This window comes from Pseudomonas sp. PDM01 (assembly GCF_014852325.1).
GTDB classification, from domain to species: Bacteria; Pseudomonadota; Gammaproteobacteria; order Pseudomonadales; family Pseudomonadaceae; genus Aquipseudomonas; species Aquipseudomonas migulae.
The window spans coordinates 254,097-275,373 of the sequence record NZ_JACVBK010000010.1 but is presented as its reverse complement, the minus strand read 5'-3'; the positions used below and the strand labels follow the sequence as shown (position 1 = coordinate 275,373).

Annotated in this window: 21 protein-coding genes; 11 read left to right on the top strand and 10 right to left on the bottom strand. The window is 62.2% G+C overall.

Features of this window, described 5'->3' with window-relative positions:
* Positions 1-45: 45 nt before the first annotated feature.
* Both IB246_RS24700 and IB246_RS24695 read right to left on the bottom strand, forming a co-directional pair.
* Positions 46-1,257, bottom strand: a complete 1,212-nt coding sequence (locus IB246_RS24700) for an MFS transporter (protein WP_008044054.1) — start codon at positions 1,255-1,257, stop codon at positions 46-48.
* A gap of 423 nt (positions 1,258-1,680) precedes the next feature.
* Positions 1,681-5,979 carry a DEAD/DEAH box helicase gene (locus IB246_RS24695; RefSeq protein WP_032832769.1) on the bottom strand — a complete coding sequence of 1,433 codons (4,299 nt, stop codon included), beginning with the start codon at positions 5,977-5,979 and terminating at the stop codon, positions 1,681-1,683.
* A gap of 301 nt (positions 5,980-6,280) precedes the next feature.
* Between IB246_RS24695 and IB246_RS24690 the strand changes: the two genes are divergently transcribed.
* Together IB246_RS24690 and IB246_RS24685 are read left to right on the top strand one after the other, a co-directional pair.
* Complete coding sequence (locus tag IB246_RS24690) at positions 6,281-7,165, top strand: sugar nucleotide-binding protein (protein ID WP_032829110.1); 885 nt, start codon at positions 6,281-6,283, stop codon at positions 7,163-7,165.
* The gene (locus IB246_RS24685) at positions 7,158-8,087 is read left to right on the top strand and encodes an NAD-dependent epimerase/dehydratase family protein (protein ID WP_008042931.1); all 930 of its coding nucleotides are present in this window, start codon (positions 7,158-7,160) and stop codon (positions 8,085-8,087) included. Before IB246_RS24690 ends, IB246_RS24685 begins: the two co-directional genes overlap by 8 nt.
* Positions 8,088-8,268: 181 nt before the next feature.
* Here IB246_RS24685 and IB246_RS24680 read toward each other — a convergent pair whose 3' ends face one another.
* From IB246_RS24680 to IB246_RS24660, 5 genes are all read right to left on the bottom strand, one after another.
* Positions 8,269-8,967 (bottom strand): OmpW/AlkL family protein, encoded by a 699-nt coding sequence (locus tag IB246_RS24680; RefSeq protein ID WP_008042936.1) that lies wholly within the window; start codon positions 8,965-8,967, stop codon positions 8,269-8,271.
* A gap of 222 nt (positions 8,968-9,189) precedes the next feature.
* Positions 9,190-9,708: a DUF3299 domain-containing protein gene (locus tag IB246_RS24675; RefSeq protein WP_032829112.1), complete on the bottom strand. Its 519-nt coding sequence runs from the start codon at positions 9,706-9,708 to the stop codon at positions 9,190-9,192.
* Positions 9,709-9,719: 11 nt separating this feature from the next.
* Positions 9,720-10,985 (bottom strand): ABC transporter permease, encoded by a 1,266-nt coding sequence (locus IB246_RS24670; protein ID WP_008042938.1) that lies wholly within the window; start codon positions 10,983-10,985, stop codon positions 9,720-9,722.
* A 1-nt stretch (position 10,986) separates the two neighbouring features.
* The gene (locus IB246_RS24665) at positions 10,987-11,697 is read right to left on the bottom strand and encodes an ABC transporter ATP-binding protein (RefSeq protein WP_008033756.1); all 711 of its coding nucleotides are present in this window, start codon (positions 11,695-11,697) and stop codon (positions 10,987-10,989) included.
* 138 nt (positions 11,698-11,835) lie between these two features.
* Positions 11,836-12,420 carry a DUF2796 domain-containing protein gene (locus IB246_RS24660; RefSeq protein WP_008042940.1) on the bottom strand — a complete coding sequence of 195 codons (585 nt, stop codon included), beginning with the start codon at positions 12,418-12,420 and terminating at the stop codon, positions 11,836-11,838.
* Between the two features lie 135 nt (positions 12,421-12,555).
* On the opposite strand from IB246_RS24660, the gene IB246_RS24655 reads away from it, so the two are divergent.
* Positions 12,556-12,894, top strand: a complete 339-nt coding sequence (locus IB246_RS24655; protein ID WP_008042942.1) for a hypothetical protein — start codon at positions 12,556-12,558, stop codon at positions 12,892-12,894.
* 105 nt (positions 12,895-12,999) lie between these two features.
* Here the strand turns inward: IB246_RS24655 and trxA are convergent, their stop codons facing one another.
* The 3 genes from trxA to IB246_RS24640 form a co-directional block, all read right to left on the bottom strand.
* On the bottom strand, positions 13,000-13,872 hold the full coding sequence (gene trxA, locus IB246_RS24650; protein WP_008042944.1) for a thioredoxin: 873 nt from the start codon (positions 13,870-13,872) through the stop codon (positions 13,000-13,002).
* Between the two features lie 171 nt (positions 13,873-14,043).
* Positions 14,044-14,700: a class I SAM-dependent methyltransferase gene (locus IB246_RS24645; RefSeq protein ID WP_008042945.1), complete on the bottom strand. Its 657-nt coding sequence runs from the start codon at positions 14,698-14,700 to the stop codon at positions 14,044-14,046.
* Positions 14,697-15,161 (bottom strand): YbaY family lipoprotein, encoded by a 465-nt coding sequence (locus IB246_RS24640; RefSeq protein ID WP_032832770.1) that lies wholly within the window; start codon positions 15,159-15,161, stop codon positions 14,697-14,699. The genes IB246_RS24645 and IB246_RS24640 overlap by 4 nt, the downstream gene beginning before the upstream one ends.
* Positions 15,162-15,289: 128 nt before the next feature.
* Here IB246_RS24640 and nrdR point away from each other — a divergent pair, with 128 nt between their 5' ends.
* The 8 genes from nrdR (at position 15,290) to IB246_RS24600 (ending at position 21,274) form a co-directional block, all read left to right on the top strand.
* A complete protein-coding gene (gene nrdR, locus IB246_RS24635) occupies positions 15,290-15,754 on the top strand; it encodes a transcriptional regulator NrdR (RefSeq protein ID WP_003228656.1) in 465 nt (154 codons plus the stop codon).
* Positions 15,751-16,884 carry a bifunctional diaminohydroxyphosphoribosylaminopyrimidine deaminase/5-amino-6-(5-phosphoribosylamino)uracil reductase RibD gene (gene ribD / locus IB246_RS24630; protein WP_008042947.1) on the top strand — a complete coding sequence of 378 codons (1,134 nt, stop codon included), beginning with the start codon at positions 15,751-15,753 and terminating at the stop codon, positions 16,882-16,884. Before nrdR ends, ribD begins: the two co-directional genes overlap by 4 nt.
* Positions 16,885-16,930: 46 nt before the next feature.
* The gene (locus tag IB246_RS24625; RefSeq protein ID WP_008042951.1) at positions 16,931-17,593 is read left to right on the top strand and encodes a riboflavin synthase; all 663 of its coding nucleotides are present in this window, start codon (positions 16,931-16,933) and stop codon (positions 17,591-17,593) included.
* Positions 17,594-17,624: 31 nt separating this feature from the next.
* Positions 17,625-18,716 carry a bifunctional 3,4-dihydroxy-2-butanone-4-phosphate synthase/GTP cyclohydrolase II gene (ribBA, locus tag IB246_RS24620; protein WP_008033745.1) on the top strand — a complete coding sequence of 364 codons (1,092 nt, stop codon included), beginning with the start codon at positions 17,625-17,627 and terminating at the stop codon, positions 18,714-18,716.
* A gap of 91 nt (positions 18,717-18,807) precedes the next feature.
* Entirely contained in the window at positions 18,808-19,284 is a 477-nt protein-coding gene (gene ribE, locus IB246_RS24615) for a 6,7-dimethyl-8-ribityllumazine synthase (protein WP_003228649.1), read from the top strand.
* On the top strand, positions 19,281-19,781 hold the full coding sequence (gene nusB / locus IB246_RS24610; RefSeq protein ID WP_008042952.1) for a transcription antitermination factor NusB: 501 nt from the start codon (positions 19,281-19,283) through the stop codon (positions 19,779-19,781). The genes ribE and nusB overlap by 4 nt, the downstream gene beginning before the upstream one ends.
* A gap of 27 nt (positions 19,782-19,808) precedes the next feature.
* On the top strand, positions 19,809-20,774 hold the full coding sequence (gene thiL, locus IB246_RS24605; protein WP_008042956.1) for a thiamine-phosphate kinase: 966 nt from the start codon (positions 19,809-19,811) through the stop codon (positions 20,772-20,774).
* Positions 20,771-21,274, top strand: coding sequence for a phosphatidylglycerophosphatase A (locus IB246_RS24600; RefSeq protein WP_008033735.1), 504 nt, complete (start codon positions 20,771-20,773; stop codon positions 21,272-21,274). The genes thiL and IB246_RS24600 overlap by 4 nt, the downstream gene beginning before the upstream one ends.
* Positions 21,275-21,277: the final 3 nt, after the last annotated feature.

Genomic DNA, 21,277 nt, shown 5'->3' with positions numbered 1-21,277 from the left:
AATGTGCCACCGCTATCGCCAGCAAGCCGGCTCCTACAAGGGGGATCAGTGACCGGCGACGATGCGGGTCGAGCCTTCAGCCGGTTCAGCGTAGACCGGACCGAGGCGATCAAGGCGACCGCTCCATGCAGTCAGCGCCAGCGCCACCAACACCACCAGACCACCGATCCACGCGGTATGGATCAGGCCCATGTGAGCGACGATCAAACCACCGCCCCACGCGCCACCGGCAATGCCGAGGTTGAACGCCGCGATGTTCAGGCCGGAAGCTACGTCCACCGCATTCGGCGTGTGATGTTCGGCCTGACGCACCACATACACCTGCAAACCCGGCACGTTGCCGAAAGCGACCGCGCCCCAGACCAGCACGGTGGCCAGCGCCAGCCACGGGTTGCCGGCGGTGAAGGTCAACACGAACAACACAGCAGCGAGCAGGGCGAAGATGATTTTCAGGGCTTTGATCGGGCCGCGTTTGTCGGCCAGTTTGCCGCCCCAGATGTTACCGACGGCCACCGAGATGCCGTACACCAGCAACACCAGGCTGACGGTGCCGGCGCTGAAACCAGAAATGTCTTGAAGAATCGGCGCTAGGAACGTGAAGGCGATGAACGAACCGCCGTAACCGACTGCCGTCATGGCATACACCAGCAGCAGGCGCGGTTGCTTGAGGACCTGCAACTGTTCCAGCAGCGAAGCGGGTTTGCTGTGGGTGATGTTTTTCGGCACGTAGAGCAGGCTGCCGATGAACGCAATCACACCCAAAGCAGAGACAGCGAGGAAGGTTTCACGCCAGCCGAAATGCTGACCGATGAACGTCCCCAACGGTACGCCGGTGACCAGCGCCACCGTCAGGCCGGTGAACATGATCGCAATCGCGCTGGCGGCTTTTTCCTTCGGCACGAGGCTGGTGGCGATGGTCGAGCCAATCGAGAAAAACACCCCGTGGGCCAGGCCGGTGACGATTCGCGCAATGATCAGCGATTCGTAGCTCGGTGCTTTCCACGCCAGCAGGTTGCCAAGGGTGAACAGCACCATCAGCGACAACAGCAGCATTTTGCGCGGGACTTTGCCGGTGAGGGCGGTCAGCACCGGGGCACCGATGGCAACGCCCAGGGCATAGAGGCTGACCAGCAGGCCGGCGGACGGCAGGCTGACGCCGAGGTCGGCGCCGATAGTGGGTAACAGGCCAACGATGACGAACTCGGTCGTCCCGATGGCGAAGGCGCTGAGGGTCAGCGCGAGCAAGGCAATGGGCATGGCTGCAACTCCGGTGGGTTGATTGATGGAGCGCAGTGTCGGGGATTGGGTTGTGCGGAAAAATAGAGGTATTGGCATTTGATATTTGCCCTGAACGCAAATATCACCTCGATGGAAACACGCAGCCCCCTGTAGGAGCTGGCTTGCCAGCGATGGCGGCCTCAAATACGCCGCCGTTTTTGAGGGCCTCATCGCCAGCAAGCCGGCTCCTACAGGGGTTGTGTGTAGTCCGGGGTTTTTATGTGGCACCGGACCTGTAGGCGCTGGCTTGCCAGCGATGGCGGCCTCATATGCGCCGCCGTTTTTGAGGGCCTCATCGCCGGCAAGCCGGCTCCTACAAGGGTTGCGTGTAATCCAGGCTTTTTATGTGGCACCGGACCTGTAGGAGCCGGCTTGCCGGCGATGAGGTCGGCCCGGACAGCATCAATGCCGGATCAGCTTGTTGCGTATTTCACTCGTCGATTCCACCCAGAAAACCTGCTGGCCAGCGATCTCGGCGGCCACCGGCAAACCATCGCGGTACACCAACCGATTACTCGTCAGCGCCGGCACTTTCGCACCGGGTAACAGCGTGCCGGCGAGGTTCAGCGGATCAACCCCGCACACGGCAATCAGACTCCCGTCATGCGCCCGCCGTCGCACTTCGCGCAGCAACGGAATCGCCTCGGGCAAGGCGAACTGTTCACCGGCCAAACCACTGACAAACCGCCCGCCGCGAATCTCGCCGCGAGCCTCCAGCCGATGGAACGTGCGCAGCAATTCGCGCCAGTTCGGCAACCAGTCTGCTTCGCGTTCCAGCAGGCGCCAGAACACCACGCCGTAGCGGCGCAGCAAGGTCATGGCGATGTGTTCCAGGGTGTCGCTCGGCGTTGAATGTTTGTTATCCACCACCGGCGCTGGCGCCCCGCGTCGAAGCAAGGCCCAGCGTCCGGCGTCATCCATGCCTCCGATAAACGCTCCGCGCCCGCGTCGGCTGCTGCGATTCTGCCGTTTACTGGCCGGCGTGATCAGCGCCCGCAAACCGGCAAAACTGTCGGCGTTCACCAGCCCGGCGCCGACCAGTTCCTGCAAGGCGATTTCCAGCTCCGAGCGCAGCAGATGAGCCTCGTGAATCAGCTCATCGAAAAACAGCGCGCCATGTTGGCTGAGGGCTTGGTAAACCTTTTGGGTTTTGGGCGACAGATCGCTGACCGGTGTCTGTTCGGTCAGACCGCTCCACAACCCGACCTGGCAGCGCGGCAGCAATACGATTGGTGTGCTGCGCAGCGCCGTGCTGGCGCTTTTGTTGGGTGCGGTCAGGCGGGTCCAGACCAGTTTGCCGCTACGGCACAGGTCATCCAGCCAACTCGCCGAATAGCCTTTGATCCGTGCCGCAAGAATGTCGCTGTCCCAGGCTGAAGCGGCGGCGGGATAGCCTTCGAACTGAGCGACGATGGCGGGCAGCACCGCATTGCCCTGGCCTTGGGTCGAGACAGAAAGATGCTGCCAGTCGAACAGGAATCGCATGAAATCCTGCAACGCCACCGGCTCGATTTCTCGCCGCAGACGCTTGACCGTGTAGCGATGAATTCGCGCCAGCAGATGCCGCTCGCACCATTCTTCCTGACCGGCGCCGGGAGTGAAGTGGCCGCGCAACACATACCCTTCGCGTTCCAGTTGCGCGAGTGCCTGGTTGACGTGAGTTACAGGTAATTCCAGAGGTTCGGCAATCGCGCTCAGCGGCAACGGACCAAAAGCGCTGAGCCGTGCGCGGATGACTTCCAGCATCGCTTCGTCTGCTTCCCAGGCGTCATCGAACCCCGGCAGCGCCTCCAGCGGTGGCGACAAATTTGCCTGTGGATAAATGGCGCGCAGGCACGTCAGCCGTTCCACCGCCAGCCACAGCAATTGCCCGGCATCGATCTGCAAACGACTGGCGCGACCGCTCTCGGCAAGGACATTCAACCAATCAATCCACTGCGCATTGGCCTGCGCCTCGGCATCGGCGATGCACGCGAGGCTCATCAACGTCTCGTGCATTTCATCGGCATTGGTCGGCGTTGGCCAGGCCTCATCGCGCACCGCTTGAATCGCCTCGGCATCCAGCGCGCCGAGGTCGTCGGTGGACTGCGGATCGGTCCAGCGCCGGTTGAGCACGGCTTGGGTGCGGCGCTCTTCCAGCGGTGCATCGTCGAGAAAGGTGTAAGGCCGGGCGCTGAGAATTTCGGCGGCCAGCGGCGAGGGCGCCGGCAGGTCGCGGCTGATCAGGCGAACGTCGCCGCGTTCCATGCGCCGCAACAACGTCAGCCAGCCTTCGCAGTCCATCGCTTCGTGAAGGCAATCGTCGAGGGTCTGTTCCACCAGTGGATGATCGGGAATCTCCCGTTCGCCAGCGAGGTTTTCCACGCAGGCGATCTGGTCGGGAAACACGCTGGCGATCAGGTCTTCGCTTTTCATCCGCTGAATCTGCGGCGGGACTTTGCGCCCGCCGCTGTAGCGCGGCAACGCCAATGCAACGCCGGCATTCCAGCGCCAGCGCACGCCGAACAGCGGCGCATCGAGCACCGCTTGAATCAGCAGGTGTTCGGCGCTGTTGCTGTGCAGGTAGCGCCAGACCTCATCGAGCTCAAAGCTGTGGCTGGTGGACAGCGACAGCACGATCGCATCTTCGCTGGCAGCGGCCTGCAATTCGAAGTTGAAGGTGCGGCAGAAACGCTTGCGCAGGGCCAGGCCCCAGGCGCGGTTGATGCGGCTGCCGAAGGGCGTGTGGATGATCAGTTGCGTGCCGCCGGACTCATCGAAAAAGCGCTCCATCAGCAGCGTGTCCTGCGAGGGCAGGGCGCCCAGTGTCAGGCGTGCGCGGGCGAGGTAATCCACCAGTTGTCCGGCGCTGTCGAGGTTCAGGCCGAGGGTCTCGGTCAGCCAGTCGAGGGCCGGTTGCAAGTTGCCGGGCGTGGCGCCGAGCAGGTCGTCGAGTTGCGCTTGCAGGCGCGCCACGGCGAAGGACAATTCTGCGCTGCGCCCCGGCGCTTCACCGAGCCAGAACGGAATGGTCGGCGACTGGCCGTGCGCATCTTCGACCCGGACCTTGCCGGTTTCGACCCGCAGGATTCGGTACGAGGTGTTGCCCAACTGAAAGACATCACCGGCGATGCTTTCCACGGCGAAGTCTTCGTTGACGCTGCCGATGTTCAGCCCTTGCGGTTCCAGCAGCACGCTGTAGTCGGCGTTGTCCGGGATGGTGCCGCCGCTGGTCACGGCGGTCAGTTTGCTGCCGCGCCGACCGCGCAACGTACGCGTCACGGCGTCGCGGTGCAGGTAAGCGCTGCGGATGCCCTGGCGACCGTTGTAGCCTTCGGCGAGCATCTGCAGCAGCGCCTGATAATGTGTTTCGTCGAGCTCAGCGTAGGGCGAGGCATTGCGGAACATCTCCAGCAGCGCGTGCTCCGGCCATTCCTGGCAACTGACCTCGGCGATGATCTGCTGGGCCAGCACGTCCAGCGGTGCTTGAGGAATCTGCAAGGTATCGAGTTCACCCCGACGCACGCAGTCGAGCAGGGCGGTGCATTCGATCAAATCGTCGCGGGTGGTGGCGAACAATCGGCCCTTGGGCGTGCCGCCGACCTGGTGGCCGGAGCGGCCGACCCGTTGCAGAAACCCGGCAATCGAGCGCGGCGAGGCAATCTGGCAGACCAAATCGACATCGCCGATGTCGATCCCCAGTTCCAGCGACGCCGTGGCGATCAGCACTTGCAGGTCGCCGCACTTGAGGCGCTGTTCGGCATCGAGGCGAAACTCCTTGGCCAGGCTGCCGTGGTGGGCGGCGACTGCTTTCTTGCCAAGGCGCTCGCTCAAATGCCGGCTCAAGCGTTCGGCCAAGCGTCGGGTGTTGACGAAAATCAGCGTAGTGCGGTGTTCGCGGGCGAGGACGGCGAGGCGGTCGTAGACCAATTCCCACACATCGTTGGCCATCACCGCCGACAGCGGCACCGGCGGTACTTCGATGCCTAGATCCCTTGGACGGGCGTGGCCGATGTCGATGATTTCGCATACGCGATCACGTCCCACCAGAAAGCGTGAGACCGCTTCGATGGGTTTTTGCGTGGCGGACAGGCCGATGCGCATCAACGGTGCTGCACATAACGCCTGCAAACGTTCCAGGCTCAGGGCCAGATGGCTGCCGCGTTTGCTGGCGGCGATGGCGTGGATCTCGTCGACGATCACCGTGCGCGTGGTGCCGAGCATTTGCCGGCCGGAGTCGGAGCCGAGCAGCACGTAAAGGGATTCCGGGGTGGTCACCAGAATGTGCGGCGCGGTCTTGCGCATCGCCGAGCGTTCTTTTTGCGGCGTGTCGCCGGTGCGCACGGCGGTGTTGATCTGCAACTCGGGCAGGCCCATCGCACGTAACTGTTCAGTGATGCCGGCCAGCGGGTTTTGCAGGTTGATCTGGATGTCGTTGGACAAGGCTTTGAGCGGCGAGACGTAGACCACCAGTGTTTCGTTGGGCAGCCCGTCTGCGGTTTCCAGGCCACGGTGAACCAGATCGTCGATGACGGCGAGAAACGCGGTGAGGGTTTTGCCGGAGCCGGTGGGCGCGGCGATCAGGGTCGAACGGTGTTGGCGGATCAGCGGCCACGCCCGGGCCTGGGCGGCGGTGACCGTCGGGAAGGTGCTGCTGAACCAGGCGCTGACGGCGGGGTGGAAGCCTGCCATGGCCGCGTCCGTGGGGATGGGCAGATTCATGGAGTAATTTATGCGGGCGGGGTGAGGAAGATGCAAGTACCGCTCGGGATCTCTGCTGGCCTTCAGGGCCTCTTCGCGGGCAAGCCTCGCTCCTACAGAACTCGCGCACGCTCTTGTAGGAGCGAGGCTTGCCCGCGAAGAGGCCCGAAGCAGCACCACAAATCCCGGAGATCTACACTTTACGGATGACGGTTGCGCACTAAACCCGCAAAATGCAACGATTCCGGCAACTATCGACGGCACCGCCCGCGAGCGGTGCCGATAAAGCCATTGATCCAATCAGACTGGGCCTGCTGACTCTATGCGAATGCGCCTTATGTTACTGGGCGGCGGAAATGCCCTTGGGCAGGCGCTGATTCGCCTCGGTGCGGAGGAAGACATCGGTTTCCTCGCCCCCCGCCCACCGCAAGACGGCTGGGATGCCGCGAGCCTGACGCAACTGCTCGACGACACGCGCCCGGACGCGTTGATCAACCTCGCCTACTACTTCGACTGGTTCCAGGCGGAGACGGTCAGCGAATCGCGTCTGGCCGGGCAAGAGCGTGCAATCGAGCGTCTGGCCGAACTGTGCCAGCATCACAACATCGTTCTGCTGCAACCCTCGAGCTATCGGGTGTTCGACGGCTCGCGGGCGACCGCCTACAGCGAAAAAGACGAGCCGGTGCCGCTGGGCCTGCGTGGTCAGGCCTTGTGGCGCATCGAGCAAAGCGTGCGCGCGACCTGCCCGCAGCATGTGCTGCTGCGGTTCGGCTGGCTGCTCGATGACAGCCCCGACGGCACCCTCGGGCGTTTCCTGTCCCGGGCCGAAAAGCCGGAAGAACTGTTGATGGCCGATGACCGTCGCGGCAACCCGACGCCGGTCGACGACGCGGCCCGGGTGATCATTTCGGTGCTCAAGCAACTCGATTGCGCGGCGCCACTGTGGGGCACCTACCACTACGCCGGGCACGAGGCGACCACGCCGCTGGCGCTGGGGCAGGCGATTCTCACCGAAGCCCGCGCACTGCATCCGCTGGCCATCGAAGCGCCGACCGCCCAGGCTCACGCCGCACGCCCGGACGCTGCCGAAGAGCCGCAACACGCGGTGCTGGCCTGCAAGAAAATCCTTCACACCTTCGGGATCAAGCCCCGCGCCTGGCGTGCGGCACTCCCTGGCTTACTGGACAGGTTCTATCGCCATGGCTGACGGCCCTGTTTTAATCACCGGCGGCGCGGGTTTCATTGGCTCGCACCTGACCGACGCCTTGCTCGCCAAGGGCCATTCGGTACGGATTCTCGACGACCTGTCCACCGGCAAACGCAGCAACCTGGCGCTGGATAATCCTCGCGTCGAGCTGATAGTCGGCGACGTCGCCGATGCAGCCCTGGTCGCTCGCGCAATGGCCGGTTGCAGTGCGGTCGCGCACCTGGCGGCCGTGGCGTCGGTGCAGGCTTCGGTGGATGATCCGGTGAAGACTCACCAGAGCAATTTCATCGGTTCGCTGAATGTCTGCGAAGCCATGCGCCAGAGCGGCGTCAAACGTGTGCTGTTTGCCTCCAGCGCAGCGGTCTACGGCAACAATGGCGAAGGCCAGTCGATCGACGAAGACACGCCCAAGGAACCGCTGACGCCGTATGCGTCGGACAAGTTGGCCAGTGAACATTACTTCGATTTCTACCGTCGCCAACATGCGCTGGAACCGGTGATTTTCCGCTTCTTCAACATCTTCGGCCCGCGCCAGGATCCGTCCTCGCCGTACTCCGGGGTGATCAGCATTTTCAGCGAGCGCGCGCAAAACGGCCTACCGATCACGGTGTTTGGCGATGGCGAGCAGACGCGGGATTTTGTTTACGTCGAAGATCTGGTCGATGTGCTGGTGCAAGCCATCGAAAAACCGCAGGTTGAAGTCGGTGCGGTCAATGTCGGCTGGAACCAGGCAACCACGCTCAAGCAAATGCTGGAAGCGTTGAAAGTGGCTGTCGGTGAACTGCCGCCAGTGAGCTACGGCCCGGCGCGTTCGGGTGATATCCGCCATTCGCGGGCGAACAATCAGCGACTGCTGGAGCGGTTTTCCTGCCCGGCTCAGACGCCGATGAGTGTCGGCCTGGCGCGGTTGCTCGGTCGTTAGAATACTGTGATCAGCTAAGACTTTTGAACACCGCAAACTACTGTGGGAGCGAGCCTGCTCGCGATAACGGCAGATCAGTCAACATCTATGTCGACTGATAGACCGTAATCGCGAGCAGGCTCGCTCCCACAGGTTTTTCAACTTCATTGACAGCGTTCAAACACCACCACATGTTTGCTCGTTAGAACTTGTAACCCAGGCCCACCATGTAGATGAACGGGTCCACGTCGACATCGACCTTGGCACGGGTGCCCTGTGCCACGGCGTTGTTTTCCACGGTGGCGGTGGTATCGATGTCGATGTAACGCACTTGGGCGTTGAGCATGATGTTGTCGGTGATCATGTAGTCGGCACCGACCTGAAACGCCATGCCCCAGGAGTTGTCTGCCTTGAAGTTGCTGAAGCCATTGGCGCTGGCCTCGCTGCCGACGTGCTCGTCGTAGATCCAGGTGTAGTTGATACCGGCGCCAACGTACGGTTGGAATGCAGACTTGCCGTCCAGTGGGTAGTAGACGACGCTCAAGGTCGGCGGCAGGTGTTTCAGGCTGCCGAGTTTGCCGTTGGCCGCACCCAGGACGGTGCCTTTGAGCTTCACGTCATGTTCGAATGGCGTGGCCGCGAGCAGCTCGATGCCCCAGTGGCTGTTGAGCATGTAAGCGAAGTTCAGACCCAGTTGGGTGTCGCTGCTCATGGTGGCCTTGCCACCCAGATTGGTGCCTGCCAGCGGGCCTTGATCGACTTTGACGTCGGAGCTGTCGGCTTTCGGGTTGACGGTGATTGCACCGGCACGAAGGAGGATGTCGCCGGCTTCGTGGGCGTGGGCGAGCGGGGCTGCGAGCGCGAGGGCAAACAGCGAGGCGCTGAGCAAGGACTTGTGCATGGAGGCTCCAGAGGACGTTAAAAATGTTCGATGTCCAATGGTACGGAGCGGTCTGGTCCGGTCTTTTGACTCAGCTCAATGAAACAGTGATGGCCCGTTTTTTTGCGGAACCTTTGAGGATGCCTTCGCGGGCAAGCCTCGCTCCTACGGGTTAGCGCAGGACCTGTAGGAGCGAGGCTTGCCCGCGAAGGCGCCCTTCAAATCAACATACGAACACCAGATTCACTCCGGCAATTCATAGATATAAATCTTGTCCGCCTCCATCTGATACCCGGCATCCGCCAACTCACTGGTCGACGCTTTAACCTGCAACGCCCCCTCGATCCAATAAGGCTGATACAGCTCGTCCAGCTTCACGCCGACTTCGCTTTTCACATGCACGATCTGGTTCGACGGCGGTGGCGGTACATGGATGCAGGCGCCGAAATACGGCACCAGCAGAAACTCTGTAGTGCGGCCTTCTTCACTCACTTCCAGCGGCACGATGTAGCCCGGCAGGCGGATGCTCTGACCGTCGAGGCTCTTCACCACCGGTGCATTGGGCATGTCCTGTTTCGCGGCTGGCGCCGACTCGGCGGACAGCGCGCTGCCCATCTGCGAGAGGTCGTGCAGGGGTGTCATGTTCGGCACTTCCGGCGCGGCGTCCGGCGGGATCATTTCCGACCAGGTCAGCTCTTTCGGCTCGGCGGCCCACAGCGGCAAGGCAACCAGCATCAACAGCGCAAGCAAAGCGCGGGGCATCATTAACGTCCTCATAGTCGGATCGACAGGCCATCGGCCAGGGATTGGCGATACGCGCGCCACGCCGGCACGCTGCCCATCAGCAGCGCGGCGATCAGGATGCCACCGAGCAGCGTCCATTCATATTCGCTGGGCCACGCCAGCGGCAGAAACAGACCGTAATTGGCCTGCACGTAGCCTTGCGCAGCAGCGATGCCCACATAAAGCAGGGCCACGCCAGCGATCACGCCCGACAGCGCCAGGGCGAACGCCTCCAGCACCAGCAACGTCGCGATATGCCATGGCCGCGCACCCACCGAACGCAGAATCGCCATCTCGCGCCGACGTTCATTGAGGCTGGTGAGAATCGCCGTGAGCATGCCGATCAACCCGGTCAGCACCACAAACAGCGAGACCACGAACAAGGCTTTTTCTGCGGTGCTCATCAAACCCCACAACTCTTGCAGCGCCACGCCCGGCAGGATCGCCAGCATCGGTTCGCCACGGAATTCGTTGATTTCGCGCTGCAGGGCAAAGGTCGAAATCTTGCTGTTGAGGCCCAGCATGAACGCGGTGATCGCTTGCGGCGTCAGGTCCATGTTGCGTGCCTGATCAGCACTGATCCGACCGTTGCCGCGCGCCGGCACGCCGTTGTGCCAGTCGATGTGAATCGCTTCCATGCCTCCGAGGCTGATGTGCAATGTACGGTCCACCGGGGTGCCGGTGCGTTTGAGAATGCCGACCACGGTGAACGGTTTGTCGTCGTGCTTGACCAGGCTGATCACCGCCACGCCGTGGGCCAGCACCAGTTTATCGCCGAGTTTGTAGTGCAGTGCATCGGCCACTTCGGCGCCGAGCACCACTTCGAACGGATCGGTGGCGAAGGCGCGACCGTCAGCCAGTTCCAGGTGTTGTTGATGACCGTACTGGTAATGCTCGAAGTACGCCTCGGTGGTGCCCATCACCCGATAACCGCGATGGGAATCGCCCAGCGACATCGGGATCGCCCACTTCACTTTCGGGTTGTTGGCGAAGTGCTCGAAGCTGTCCCAGCGGATGTTGTTGGTGGCATTGCCGATGCGGAACACCGAGTACAGCAGCAGGTTCACTGAACCGGAGCGGGCGCCGACGATCAGGTCGGTGCCGCTGATGGTGCTGGCAAAACTGGCCTTGGCTTCGGTGCGCACGCGCTCCACGGCCAACAGCAGGCAGACCGACAGGGCGATGGCGAACGCGGTCAGGATCGCGGTGAAGCGGCGGTTAGCCAGGCTGGCCATGGCTAGACGAAACAAATACATCTCAAACCTCTGCAGGCGTGGCGGCGCGATTGAGTTCGGCCAGCGACAGGTTGCGATCGAACAGCGGCGCGAGGCTTTGGTCGTGGCTGACGAACAACAGGCTCGACCCGGCTTCGCGGCATTCGGCGAACAACAGGCGAATGAAGTTTTCGCGGGCGTCGTAATCCAGAGCAGAAGTCGGTTCGTCGGCGATCACCAGCTCCGGCTGACCGATCAACGCGCGTGCGGCGGCGACGCGTTGCTGTTGGCCGATGGACAGCGAGTCGGCGCGGCGACCGAGGATGCTTTCATCCTTCAAACCCAAATGAGCGAGCAAGGTTGCCGCCGCCTGATCGACGCTGCCATGGCGCTGGATCGCCCGTTCGGCGCGCAGCCTGGAGAAGTGGCAGGGCAGTTCGACGTTCTCGCGCACCGAGAGAAACGGCAGCAGGTTGAACTGCTGGAAGATGTAGCCGGTGTGATCGACGCGAAAGCGATCACGCGCCCCGGCACCGAGTTCGGTCAGTTCCTGGCCGAGCAGGCGAATGCTGCCGCGATCGGGCTTTTGCACGCCACCGAGCAGGCCGAGCAGGGTGGTCTTGCCGCTGCCGCTGGGGCCTTTGAGGAACAGGGTTTCACCCGGTTCCAGGCGAAAGGCCGGGATGTCCAGCAGCGGCGGGTGACCGGGCCAACTGAAGCCCAGGTCGGACAGTTCGATGAGTGCTTGGGTCATGTGAAGCCGGTCAGGTAATAGGTGAACACTTTGTAGGAGCGAGGCTTGCCCGCGAAGAGGCCATCACGTTCAACATAGAGGTCGACGGTCAGGACGCCTTCGCGGGCAAGCCTCGCTCCTACAGGGGGTGGTGGTGGATCAGAATTTCAGGGCGGCCGCCTTGGCCGTCACTTCTACCCCTTGCTGCCCGCTCGGGCTGATCAGTTGTACCTGAATTTTCTGGGTCGCCGGGAACGTGTTGAAGAGGTTTGCCAGGTCCAGGGTTTTCAGTGCGCCCGGCGTCGCGCAGGTGAACTGGTAATGAGCGTGGATTTCGCTGTGGTCGTGGTGATGCTCGTCTTTGGCATCGTCGTCATGATCATCATCGGCATCCGGCTTGTCACCGAACAGCGGGCTTTCCAGCTCCTGAGTCGCGACCACGCAACCCGCCGCTTTCGGCAGGCTGAACAGGGCCAGCGGTTTTTCAAGTTGCGCACGGGCGGCGGCGACTTTGGCTTTGTCGGCGTCGCTGGCAGCCGCGTGTTCGAAACCCACCAGGTTCATCGCCGGGCTTTCCAGTTCCAGCTCCAGGGTCTGACCGTCCAGCGCTGCGTTCAGGCGACCGACACCGTGTTCGTGGGCACCGAGGCTGCCGTGTTCATGGTCGTGATCATGCTCATCGGCGGCATGGGCGATGGCCAGCGGCAACAGGGCAAACGGCAAAGCGAGCAGCAGACGGCGCATAGCGGGTCTCCGAAAAGTAAAATGAAGAATTTGTTATGTAATCTTATAACGTAAGTGAGAGGAGTTTGACCGGCTACTTGGCGTTGCACAAGTCCCATGGGAGCATGCAGGTCAGAAATGTGCGGGAGCGAAACCATGTTGCGTATACGCGGAAGCATCGGCGACTGGCCGGTGGATTTGACCCTGGAGATGGACGACGCTGACTGGGCGCGGCTCGGCGCGCAGGTGCAAGTGGTCAAGCCAGAGGTCAGTGCAGCGCCGGCCAAACCGGTGAATCAGGATGATGCGCAGTGGCAGGTCGCAAAGGATCTGCTGCGCAAGGCCGGGCAACTGAGCGGGCCGGATTTGCTGGAGCAATTGGAAGGTTTGACTGGCAACGCAGCGTCGGGCAAGCGCCTGCTGGTGCGGTTGCGGCATAGCGCGGAGGTGAAGGTGGAGAGTGGCGGAGATACGCCGCTGTATCGCTGGCTGTAGAAATGCGTTGTTTGTGCGGCCGCCATCGCCGGCAAGCAGGCTCCTACAGGTCCGTGCAAATCCTGTAGGAGCCAGCTTGCTGGCGATGAACGATGACGCGGTCTGTCAGTACAGCGCAGCAAACAACTTGCGGCGATACGTTGTCACCAACGGGTGATCATTGCCCAGCAATTCGAACACTTGCAGCAACGTCTTGTGCGGCAAGCCTTCGCTGTAGCTGCGGTTACGCACGAACAGCTTGAGCAATGCATCCAGCGCCGCATCGTACTGCTGACGGGCCAGTTGCTGGATCGCCAGTTGATACACCGCTTCATCGTCCTGCGGATTCTTCGCCAGGCGCGCCTTCAGGTCGGCGGCATCCGGCAAGTCCTTGGCCTGGCCGAGAAACTGGATCTGCGCTTTTGCACCGGCCAATGCAGCCTTGTGTTCATCGCTTTTCACCGCGTCGAGCACGATTTGCGCTTCACCCAGCTCACCCCGCTCTGTCAAGCAACGGGCATACAGAATCAGCGCTTTGGCGTTGGTGTTGTCTTCGCCCAGCAGCACTTTGAGAATGGCTTCTGCGTCAGCGAAACGGCTCTCGTCAAACAGCGCCTGAGCCTGTTCAAACGGATCAGCCGCCGCCGGTGGCGGCATTTGTACGTGAGGCTCCAGCATGGCGCGGACGGCGGATTCCGGCTGCGCACCGGCAAAACCGTCCACTGGCTGGCCATCCTTGAACAACACCACGGTCGGCAAGCTGCGGATGCCGAAGCGAGCGACGATGTCTTGTTCCAGATCGCAGTTGACCTTGGCCAGCAGCAACTCGCCCTGATAGCTCTCGGCGATGGTCTGCAGCATCGGCATCAGCACTTTGCAGGGCGCACACCATTCGGCCCAGAAATCCACCAGCACCGGTTTGTGGAAAGAGTTCTCGATCACCGACTGGTCGAAATCGGCAGTCGTGGCGTCGAAGATGTACGGCGTTTGCTGACTCATGGGGGATCTCGTAAAAGCGTGAATGGGGCAACTATACGGCTTGGCGGGGGGTGGCTGAAAGTGTGCGCAGTCTGACAGATGGCCTTCGCGGGCAAGCCTCGCTCCTACAGGTCCGCGTCGTTATTAAGAGCGGCACTAAACCTGTAGGAGCGAGGCTTGCCCGCGAAGCTTTTAAGCGCGCCGCGCGTGATACAGGCTCACATACCGAAACTCTTCCGGCTCGGCCAGATCCGGCAAGGTCATCGCTTCGAGCATTTCGATGCGTTGATACAGCGGATGACGAAAATCCCTCACCCGCGAATCCGCCACCAGTGCCTCTCGGCCGCGACTCAAAAACTCATCGAGCAGCGGCAGATTCTCCCGGTCGTACAGCACGTCGGCCACCAGGATCAGATCAAAGCGATCCGCCTCGGCGAAAAAGTCCGTCGAGTAACTCAGTTCCACTTCATTGAGTTCGGCATTCGCCCGACAGGCGGCAATCGCCAGCGGGTCCAGGTCACACGCCACCACTTCCAGCGCCCCGGCCTTTACCGCGGCAATCCCCGCGACGCCGGAACCGGCACCAAAATCCAGCACGCGTTTGCCTTTGACCCACTCGGGGAATTCAGCGAGGTAGCGGGCCATCGACAACCCGCTGGCCCAGCAGAAACTCCAGTACGGCGGTTCATGCAGAATCCGCCGGGTTTCTTCCGGGCTGAAGGCGCGGTCCATGTTGTCGCCGTCGATCAGCCAGAGTTTCAGGGCGGTATCGGGCAAGGCGACCGGGACAAGTTGTGCATCGCCCAATAACTCCCCCAACGCCTGTTGCAGGTCGAGCGGTGCAATCATGGCGCTTTGACGAATTGCAGTTGACCCAAGGCCTGGGTCGTCGGCTGGGTGATGACTTGCGACGGCAGGTGCAGAATCAGCTGGCCGGACTGGCTGGCGCGGCCCCGCAGTTCCACGCGGGCACCGGCCGGAAACGAATCCGGGTTGAAGCGCAGGTGAAACGGCAATACCTGATTGGTGCCGATCAGGCTGGAGCTGGCGAGCAATTGTTGCGGGCGATCCTTTTCATCGATCACCAGCAGCGCCAATTCGACTTCGGCACCGGCCGGCACACCTTGCAAGGTGCCGCTCAATTCACGCTGATAAGCGGGCAACGGACCGAGGTTGGCGGACTCGCGGGCTTTTTTCTGCGCCGCCTGTGGAGCGGGGCCGGGCGTAGGCGGCTGGGGCTTGGGTGCATCGCTGCTGCAGGCCACCAACAGGCTGAAAAGGCTGAGCAATACGAGCGGTCTGAGTGACATTTGCGGCTCCAGCAAGGTGAAATCCATGGATCATTCTCTATAGCCAGTCTGTATACCGCAAACCCTATGGCTTGTCTTGCCACCGGGATGCGCTACCATGGCCCTCCCTTTTTTTGTTGCCTGCCACCATGCACTGTCCCTTCTGCGGTGCCAACGACACCAAGGTCATCGACTCGCGTCTGGTCGCCGAGGGCGAACAGGTGCGCCGCCGGCGCGAATGCCTGGCCTGCGGCGAGCGTTTCACGACGTTCGAAACCGCTGAACTGGTGTTGCCGCGCCTGATCAAAACCGACGGCAGCCGCCAGCCGTTCGACGAAGAAAAACTCCGCGCCGGCATGCAGCGTGCGCTGGAGAAGCGCCCGGTGAGTGTCGAGCGCCTCGAATCGTCGCTGGTGCACATCAAACACAAGCTGCGCGCCACCGGCGAGCGCGAGGTCAAGTCCCTCGTGGTCGGTGAACTGGTGATGGCCGAGCTGCAAAAGCTCGATGAAGTCGCCTACATTCGTTTCGCCTCCGTGTATCGGCGCTTCCAGGACCTCAACGAGTTCCGCGAAGAGATCGATCGCCTGGCCCGTGAGCCGGTGAAAGAATGACCACCTCCACAGAGCTTGCCATCCTCGACGCCCATTACATGGCGCGCGCCCTGGAACTGGCGCGCAAAGGCCATTACACGACGCATCCCAACCCGCGTGTTGGCTGCGTGATCGTGAAGGACGGGCAGATTGTCGGCGAAGGCTGGCACGAGCGCACCGGCGAACCCCACGCCGAAGTCCACGCGCTGCGCGCTGCGGGCGAAAAGGCCCGTGGAGCCACCGCTTACGTGACCCTCGAACCGTGCAGCCACCACGGCCGCACGCCGCCTTGCGCCGATGCGCTGGTGAATGCCGGCCTCGCACGCGTCGTCGCGGCGATGCAGGACCCGAACCCGTCGGTGGCCGGTCGTGGCATGCAGCGCCTGGCTCAGGCCGGCATTGCCATCGAAAGCGGTGTGCTGGAAGGCGAGGCACGCAAGCTCAATCAAGGCTTCCTTAAACGCATGGAACATGGCTTGCCGTTCGTGCGGGTCAAGTTGGCCATGAGCCTCGACGGTCGCACAGCGATGGAAAGCGGCGAAAGCCAATGGATCACCGGCCCGGCCGCACGTTCGGCGGTTCAACGCCTGCGCGCCCAGGCCAGCGTGGTGCTGACCGGCGCCGACACGGTGCTGGCGGATAACGCCCGTTTGACCGTGCGCGCTGACGAGTTGGGGCTGGACGCCGAGCAAACCGCATTGGCAATGAGCCGTCCGCCGCTGCGCGTTTTAATCGATGGCCGCCTGCGCGTGCCGCTGGATGCGCCATTCTTCAAGGCCGGCCCGGCGCTGGTCGCCACCTGCATGGCGATTGAAGAACAATACGCCAACGGCCCGGAATGCCTGATCGTGGCCGGCGACGATGGCTTGGTTGACCTGCGCAAGTTGCTGGTCGAACTGGCCAATCGCGGCGTCAACGAAGTGCTGGTCGAGGCCGGTCCACGTCTGGCCGGGGCCTTTGCCCAGCAAGGTCTGGTGGACGAATTCCAGATTTTCATCGCCGGCAAGTTCCTTGGCTCTTCGGCCCGACCATTGCTCGACTGGCCGCTGGCGCAGATGAAAGACGCGCCCGAGCTCAAAATCACTGAAATCCGCGCGGTTGGCGATGACTGGCGAGTCATTGCCATTCCTGCGCCATCGGCGAGCGTATAATTCCGGGCCTGCGCCACGCGACGGCCCTGTTCTCGAGGAGGACTTCATGTTTACCGGCATCATCGAATCCATCGGCAGTATTCGTGCATTGACCCCAAAAGGCGGAGATGTGCGGGTCCATGTAGAAACCGGCAAGCTCGATCTGAGCGACGTCAAACTGGGCGACAGCATCGCGGTCAACGGCGTGTGCCTGACGGCCGTTGAGCTGCCAGGCAACGGCTTTGCCGCGGACGTCAGTCGCGAAACCCTCGACTGCACCGCCATGAACGACCTGAAAAGCGGCAGCCCGGTCAATCTGGAAAAAGCCCTGACCCCGACTACTCGCCTCGGCGGGCACCTGGTCAGCGGTCATGTCGATGGCGTGGGCGAAGTGGTTGCCCGCACCGAGAACGCACGTGCCGTGGAATTCCGCATCCGTGCACCGAAAGAACTGGCCAAGTACATCGCCCACAAAGGCTCGATCACCGTCGACGGCACCAGCCTGACCGTGAACGCGGTCGATGGCGCCGAGTTCCTGCTGACGATCATTCCGCACACCCTGAGCGAAACCATCATGGCGTCGTACCAGCCGGGTCGCCGGGTGAATCTGGAAGTGGACTTGCTGGCCCGTTACCTGGAGCGCCTGTTGCTGGGCGACAAGGCCGCAGAGCCAACCTCCAGTAACATTACCGAAAGCTTTCTGGCCGAGAACGGCTACCTCAAATCCTGAAACTCAATTTCTAAAAGAATGGGGGTGCCTTGTGGCGCTCAATAGCATCGAAGAACTGGTTGAAGACATCCGCCAAGGCAAGATGGTCATCCTCATGGATGACGAAGACCGCGAGAACGAAGGCGACCTGATCATGGCCGCCGAGTGCTGCCAGGCCGAACACATCAATTTCATGGCCAAGCACGCCCGTGGCCTGATCTGCATGCCGATGAGCCGCGAGCGCTGCGAAACGCTGAAGCTGCCGTTGATGGCGCCACGCAACGGTTCCGGTTTCGGCACCAAGTTCACCGTGTCCATCGAAGCGGCCACCGGCGTGACCACCGGCATCTCCGCCGCCGACCGTGCGCGCACTGTGCAGGCCGCTGCCGCGAAAGACGCCAAGGCTGAAGACATCGTCAGCCCCGGCCACATCTTCCCGCTGATGGCCCAGGCCGGTGGCACCCTGGCTCGCGCCGGCCACACTGAAGCCGCCTGCGACCTCGCGCGCATGGCCGGTTTCGAGCCGAGCGGCGTGATCTGCGAAGTGATGAACGACGACGGCACCATGTCCCGTCGCGCCGAACTGGAAGCTTTCGCCGCCGAGCACAACATCAAGATCGGCACCATCGCCGACCTGATTCACTACCGGATGATCCACGAACGTACCGTTCAGCGGATTGCCGAGCAGCCACTGGACAGCGAACTGGGCCAATTCAACCTGGTGACCTATCGTGATTCCGTGGAAGGCGACGTGCACATGGCACTGACCCTGGGCACCGTGTGCGCCGAAGAACCGACCCTGGTTCGCGTGCACAACATGGACCCGCTGCGCGACCTGTTGATGGTCAAGCAGCCTGGCCGCTGGAGCCTGCGCGCCGCCATGGCCGCGGTTGCCGAGGCTGGCAGCGGCGTGGTGCTGTTGCTCGGTCACCCGCTCGATGGCGACGTGTTGCTGGCGCACATCCGCGAAACCGCCGATCACGCAGCCGTGAAAAAACCGACCACCTACAGCATCGTCGGTGCCGGTTCGCAGATCCTTCGGGACCTGGGCGTGCGCAAAATGCGCCTGATGTCTGCGCCAATGAAATTTAATGCGATATCCGGTTTCGATCTGGAAGTTGTAGAATACGTGCCCTCCGAATAATGACCGGTTGTTCCCGGCCCTGTATTCGCGGTTCAAATATCACTGAGGGACGCGTAGAAGACGCGTCCCGGCTCTTTAAGAGAACTAACGAATGACCCTGAAGACCATCGAAGGTACCTTCATCGCCCCTAAAGGCCGCTACGCTTTGGTAGTGGGCCGTTTCAACAGCTTCGTTGTTGAAAGCCTGGTCAGCGGTGCAGTTGATGCCCTGGTTCGCCATGGCGTGAGCGAAAGCGACATCACCATCATCCGCGCACCTGGCGCCTTCGAAATCCCGCTGGTTGCGCAGAAAGTCGCTCAGAAGGGCGAGTTCGCAGCCATCATCGCTCTGGGCGCGGTCATTCGTGGCGGTACTCCGCACTTCGAATACGTGGCGGGCGAATGCACCAAGGGCCTGGCCCAGGTGTCCATGGAGTTCGGCGTTCCGGTTGCCTTCGGCGTCCTGACCGTTGATTCCATCGAGCAAGCCATCGAACGTTCCGGCACCAAGGCCGGTAACAAAGGTGCCGAAGCTGCCCTGTCCGCTCTGGAAATGGTCAGCCTGCTGGCGCAGTTGGAGGCCAAGTGATTAGCGACGAAAGCGATCGTTTCAACCCGCGCGATCCAAAGCCTGCGGATGCCGGCAAGCCATCGAAAAGCGTCAAGCGTCGCGAAGCCCGTCAGCTCGCGACTCAGGCGCTGTACCAATGGCACATGGCCAGGCAATCGCTGAACGAGATCGAAGCGCAGTTCCGGGTCGATAACGATTTCAGCGATGTCGACGGCGCCTACTTCCGTGAAATCCTGCATGGGGTTCCCGCGCAGAAAGACCGTATCGACGCCGCACTGACACCTTGCCTGGACCTGACCATCGAAGAGCTGGACCCGGTTGAACTGGCGGTATTGCGCCTGTCCACCTGGGAACTGCTCGAGCGTGTCGACGTGCCTTACCGCGTTGTGATCAACGAAGGTATCGAACTGGCGAAGGTCTTCGGTTCCACCGACGGCCACAAGTTCGTCAACGGTGTACTCGACAAGCTGGCCCCGCGTCTGCGTGAAGCTGAAGTGAAGGCGTTCAAGCGCTGATTGGCGCTTGAACTCTTTGTCTCAGCCATGGGCGAGTTTGAGCTGATCCGCAATTTCTTCGCCGCCGCGCCTTGTGCGCAGGGCGGCGAAGGCGTTGCCCTGGGGATCGGCGATGACTGCGCCTTGCTCGCTGTTCCTCCCGGGGAGCAGCTGGCTATTTCCACCGACACGCTCGTGGCCGGTGTGCATTTCGCAGACCCCTGCGACCCGTTTCTGCTCGGTCAGCGTTCGCTGGCCGTGGCCGTCAGCGATCTGGCGGCCATGGGCGCCACCCCCGTTGCCTTTACCCTTGCCTTGACCTTGCCGACGGTAACCGCCGATTGGCTGGACGCCTATGCCCGTGGTTTGAACCGCATGGCGCAGAACTGCGGCGTCGCGTTGGTGGGGGGCGACACTACCCGTGGGCCACTGAGCCTGACCATGACCGTGTTCGGGCGTGTGCCAAGTGGTTTGGCGTTGACCCGCAGCGGTGCGCAACCAGGCGATCTGCTGTGTGTCGGCGGTGAGCTGGGCAACGCCGCCGGTGCCTTGCCGCTGGTGCTCGGTCAGCGCACGGCTGAAGCCGCCATCGCCGATCCGCTGCTGGCGCATTACTGGTCGCCACAGCCGCAACTCGCGCTGGGCCAGGCGTTGCGCGGTAAAGCCACTTCGGCGCTGGACATCTCCGATGGCTTGCTCGCCGACTGCGGGCACATCGCGCTCGCGTCGAGGGTCGGCATTCAGGTTGAGCGGGACCGCTTGCCGCTGTCGAAGGCCCTAGTGGCCTTCCTCGGTCAATCGGGCGCCGAACACGCCGCCCAGAGCGGTGGTGACGATTACGTACTGGCCTTCACCTTACCGTCCGTCGAGTTGCCGGGGTTGCTGGCAGATGGCTGGCCAATCCATGTGATCGGGCGCGTGGTCACGGGGCAGGGCGTTGTGCTGCTGGATGCCGCCGGACAAGACATCACCCCGCAAGCACGGGGCTATCAACATTTTCGGGAGACACCGTGACAGATCATCCCAAACAGGTTCCGGCGGAATTCGTACCGCCGTCGGTCTGGCGCAATCCCTGGCATTTCCTGGCGTTCGGCTTCGGCTCGGGCACCTTGCCAAAGGCACCGGGCACCTGGGGTTCGTTAGTTGCGCTACCCTTTATTCCGTTGTGGCAGATGTTGCCCGACTGGGGTTACTGGCTGATGCTGGGCATCACCATGCTGTTCGGCTTCTGGCTGTGCGGCAAAGTGGCCGACGATCTGCGCGTGCACGACCACGAAGGCATCGTCTGGGACGAAATGGTCGGGATGTGGATCACCCTGTGGCTGGTGCCGGAAGGCTGGTACTGGTTGCTCGCGGGTTTTCTGGTGTTCCGCTTCTTCGACATCCTCAAGCCGTGGCCGATTCACTGGATTGACCGGCATGTGCACGGCGGTGTCGGGATCATGCTCGACGACGTATTGGCCGGAGTGTTCGCGTGGCTGGCGATGCAGGGGCTGGTATGGATTTTCGCCTGAGTG

Bases quoted from the DNA above. Each gene is read 5' to 3' on its own strand.
- IB246_RS24700 (WP_008044054.1), bottom strand. From the start codon at position 1,257: ATGCCCATTGCCTTGCTCGCGCTGACCCTCAGCGCCTTCGCCATCGGG.
- IB246_RS24695 (WP_032832769.1), bottom strand. From the start codon at position 5,979: ATGAATCTGCCCATCCCCACGGACGCGGCCATGGCAGGCTTCCACCCC.
- IB246_RS24690 (WP_032829110.1), top strand. From the start codon at position 6,281: ATGCGAATGCGCCTTATGTTACTGGGCGGCGGAAATGCCCTTGGGCAG.
- IB246_RS24685 (WP_008042931.1), top strand. From the start codon at position 7,158: ATGGCTGACGGCCCTGTTTTAATCACCGGCGGCGCGGGTTTCATTGGC.
- IB246_RS24680 (WP_008042936.1), bottom strand. From the start codon at position 8,967: ATGCACAAGTCCTTGCTCAGCGCCTCGCTGTTTGCCCTCGCGCTCGCA.
- IB246_RS24675 (WP_032829112.1), bottom strand. From the start codon at position 9,708: ATGCCCCGCGCTTTGCTTGCGCTGTTGATGCTGGTTGCCTTGCCGCTG.
- IB246_RS24670 (WP_008042938.1), bottom strand. From the start codon at position 10,985: ATGTATTTGTTTCGTCTAGCCATGGCCAGCCTGGCTAACCGCCGCTTC.
- IB246_RS24665 (WP_008033756.1), bottom strand. From the start codon at position 11,697: ATGACCCAAGCACTCATCGAACTGTCCGACCTGGGCTTCAGTTGGCCC.
- IB246_RS24660 (WP_008042940.1), bottom strand. From the start codon at position 12,420: ATGCGCCGTCTGCTGCTCGCTTTGCCGTTTGCCCTGTTGCCGCTGGCC.
- IB246_RS24655 (WP_008042942.1), top strand. From the start codon at position 12,556: ATGTTGCGTATACGCGGAAGCATCGGCGACTGGCCGGTGGATTTGACC.
- trxA (WP_008042944.1), bottom strand. From the start codon at position 13,872: ATGAGTCAGCAAACGCCGTACATCTTCGACGCCACGACTGCCGATTTC.
- IB246_RS24645 (WP_008042945.1), bottom strand. From the start codon at position 14,700: ATGATTGCACCGCTCGACCTGCAACAGGCGTTGGGGGAGTTATTGGGC.
- IB246_RS24640 (WP_032832770.1), bottom strand. From the start codon at position 15,161: ATGTCACTCAGACCGCTCGTATTGCTCAGCCTTTTCAGCCTGTTGGTG.
- nrdR (WP_003228656.1), top strand. From the start codon at position 15,290: ATGCACTGTCCCTTCTGCGGTGCCAACGACACCAAGGTCATCGACTCG.
- ribD (WP_008042947.1), top strand. From the start codon at position 15,751: ATGACCACCTCCACAGAGCTTGCCATCCTCGACGCCCATTACATGGCG.
- IB246_RS24625 (WP_008042951.1), top strand. From the start codon at position 16,931: ATGTTTACCGGCATCATCGAATCCATCGGCAGTATTCGTGCATTGACC.
- ribE (WP_003228649.1), top strand. From the start codon at position 18,808: ATGACCCTGAAGACCATCGAAGGTACCTTCATCGCCCCTAAAGGCCGC.
- thiL (WP_008042956.1), top strand. From the start codon at position 19,809: ATGGGCGAGTTTGAGCTGATCCGCAATTTCTTCGCCGCCGCGCCTTGT.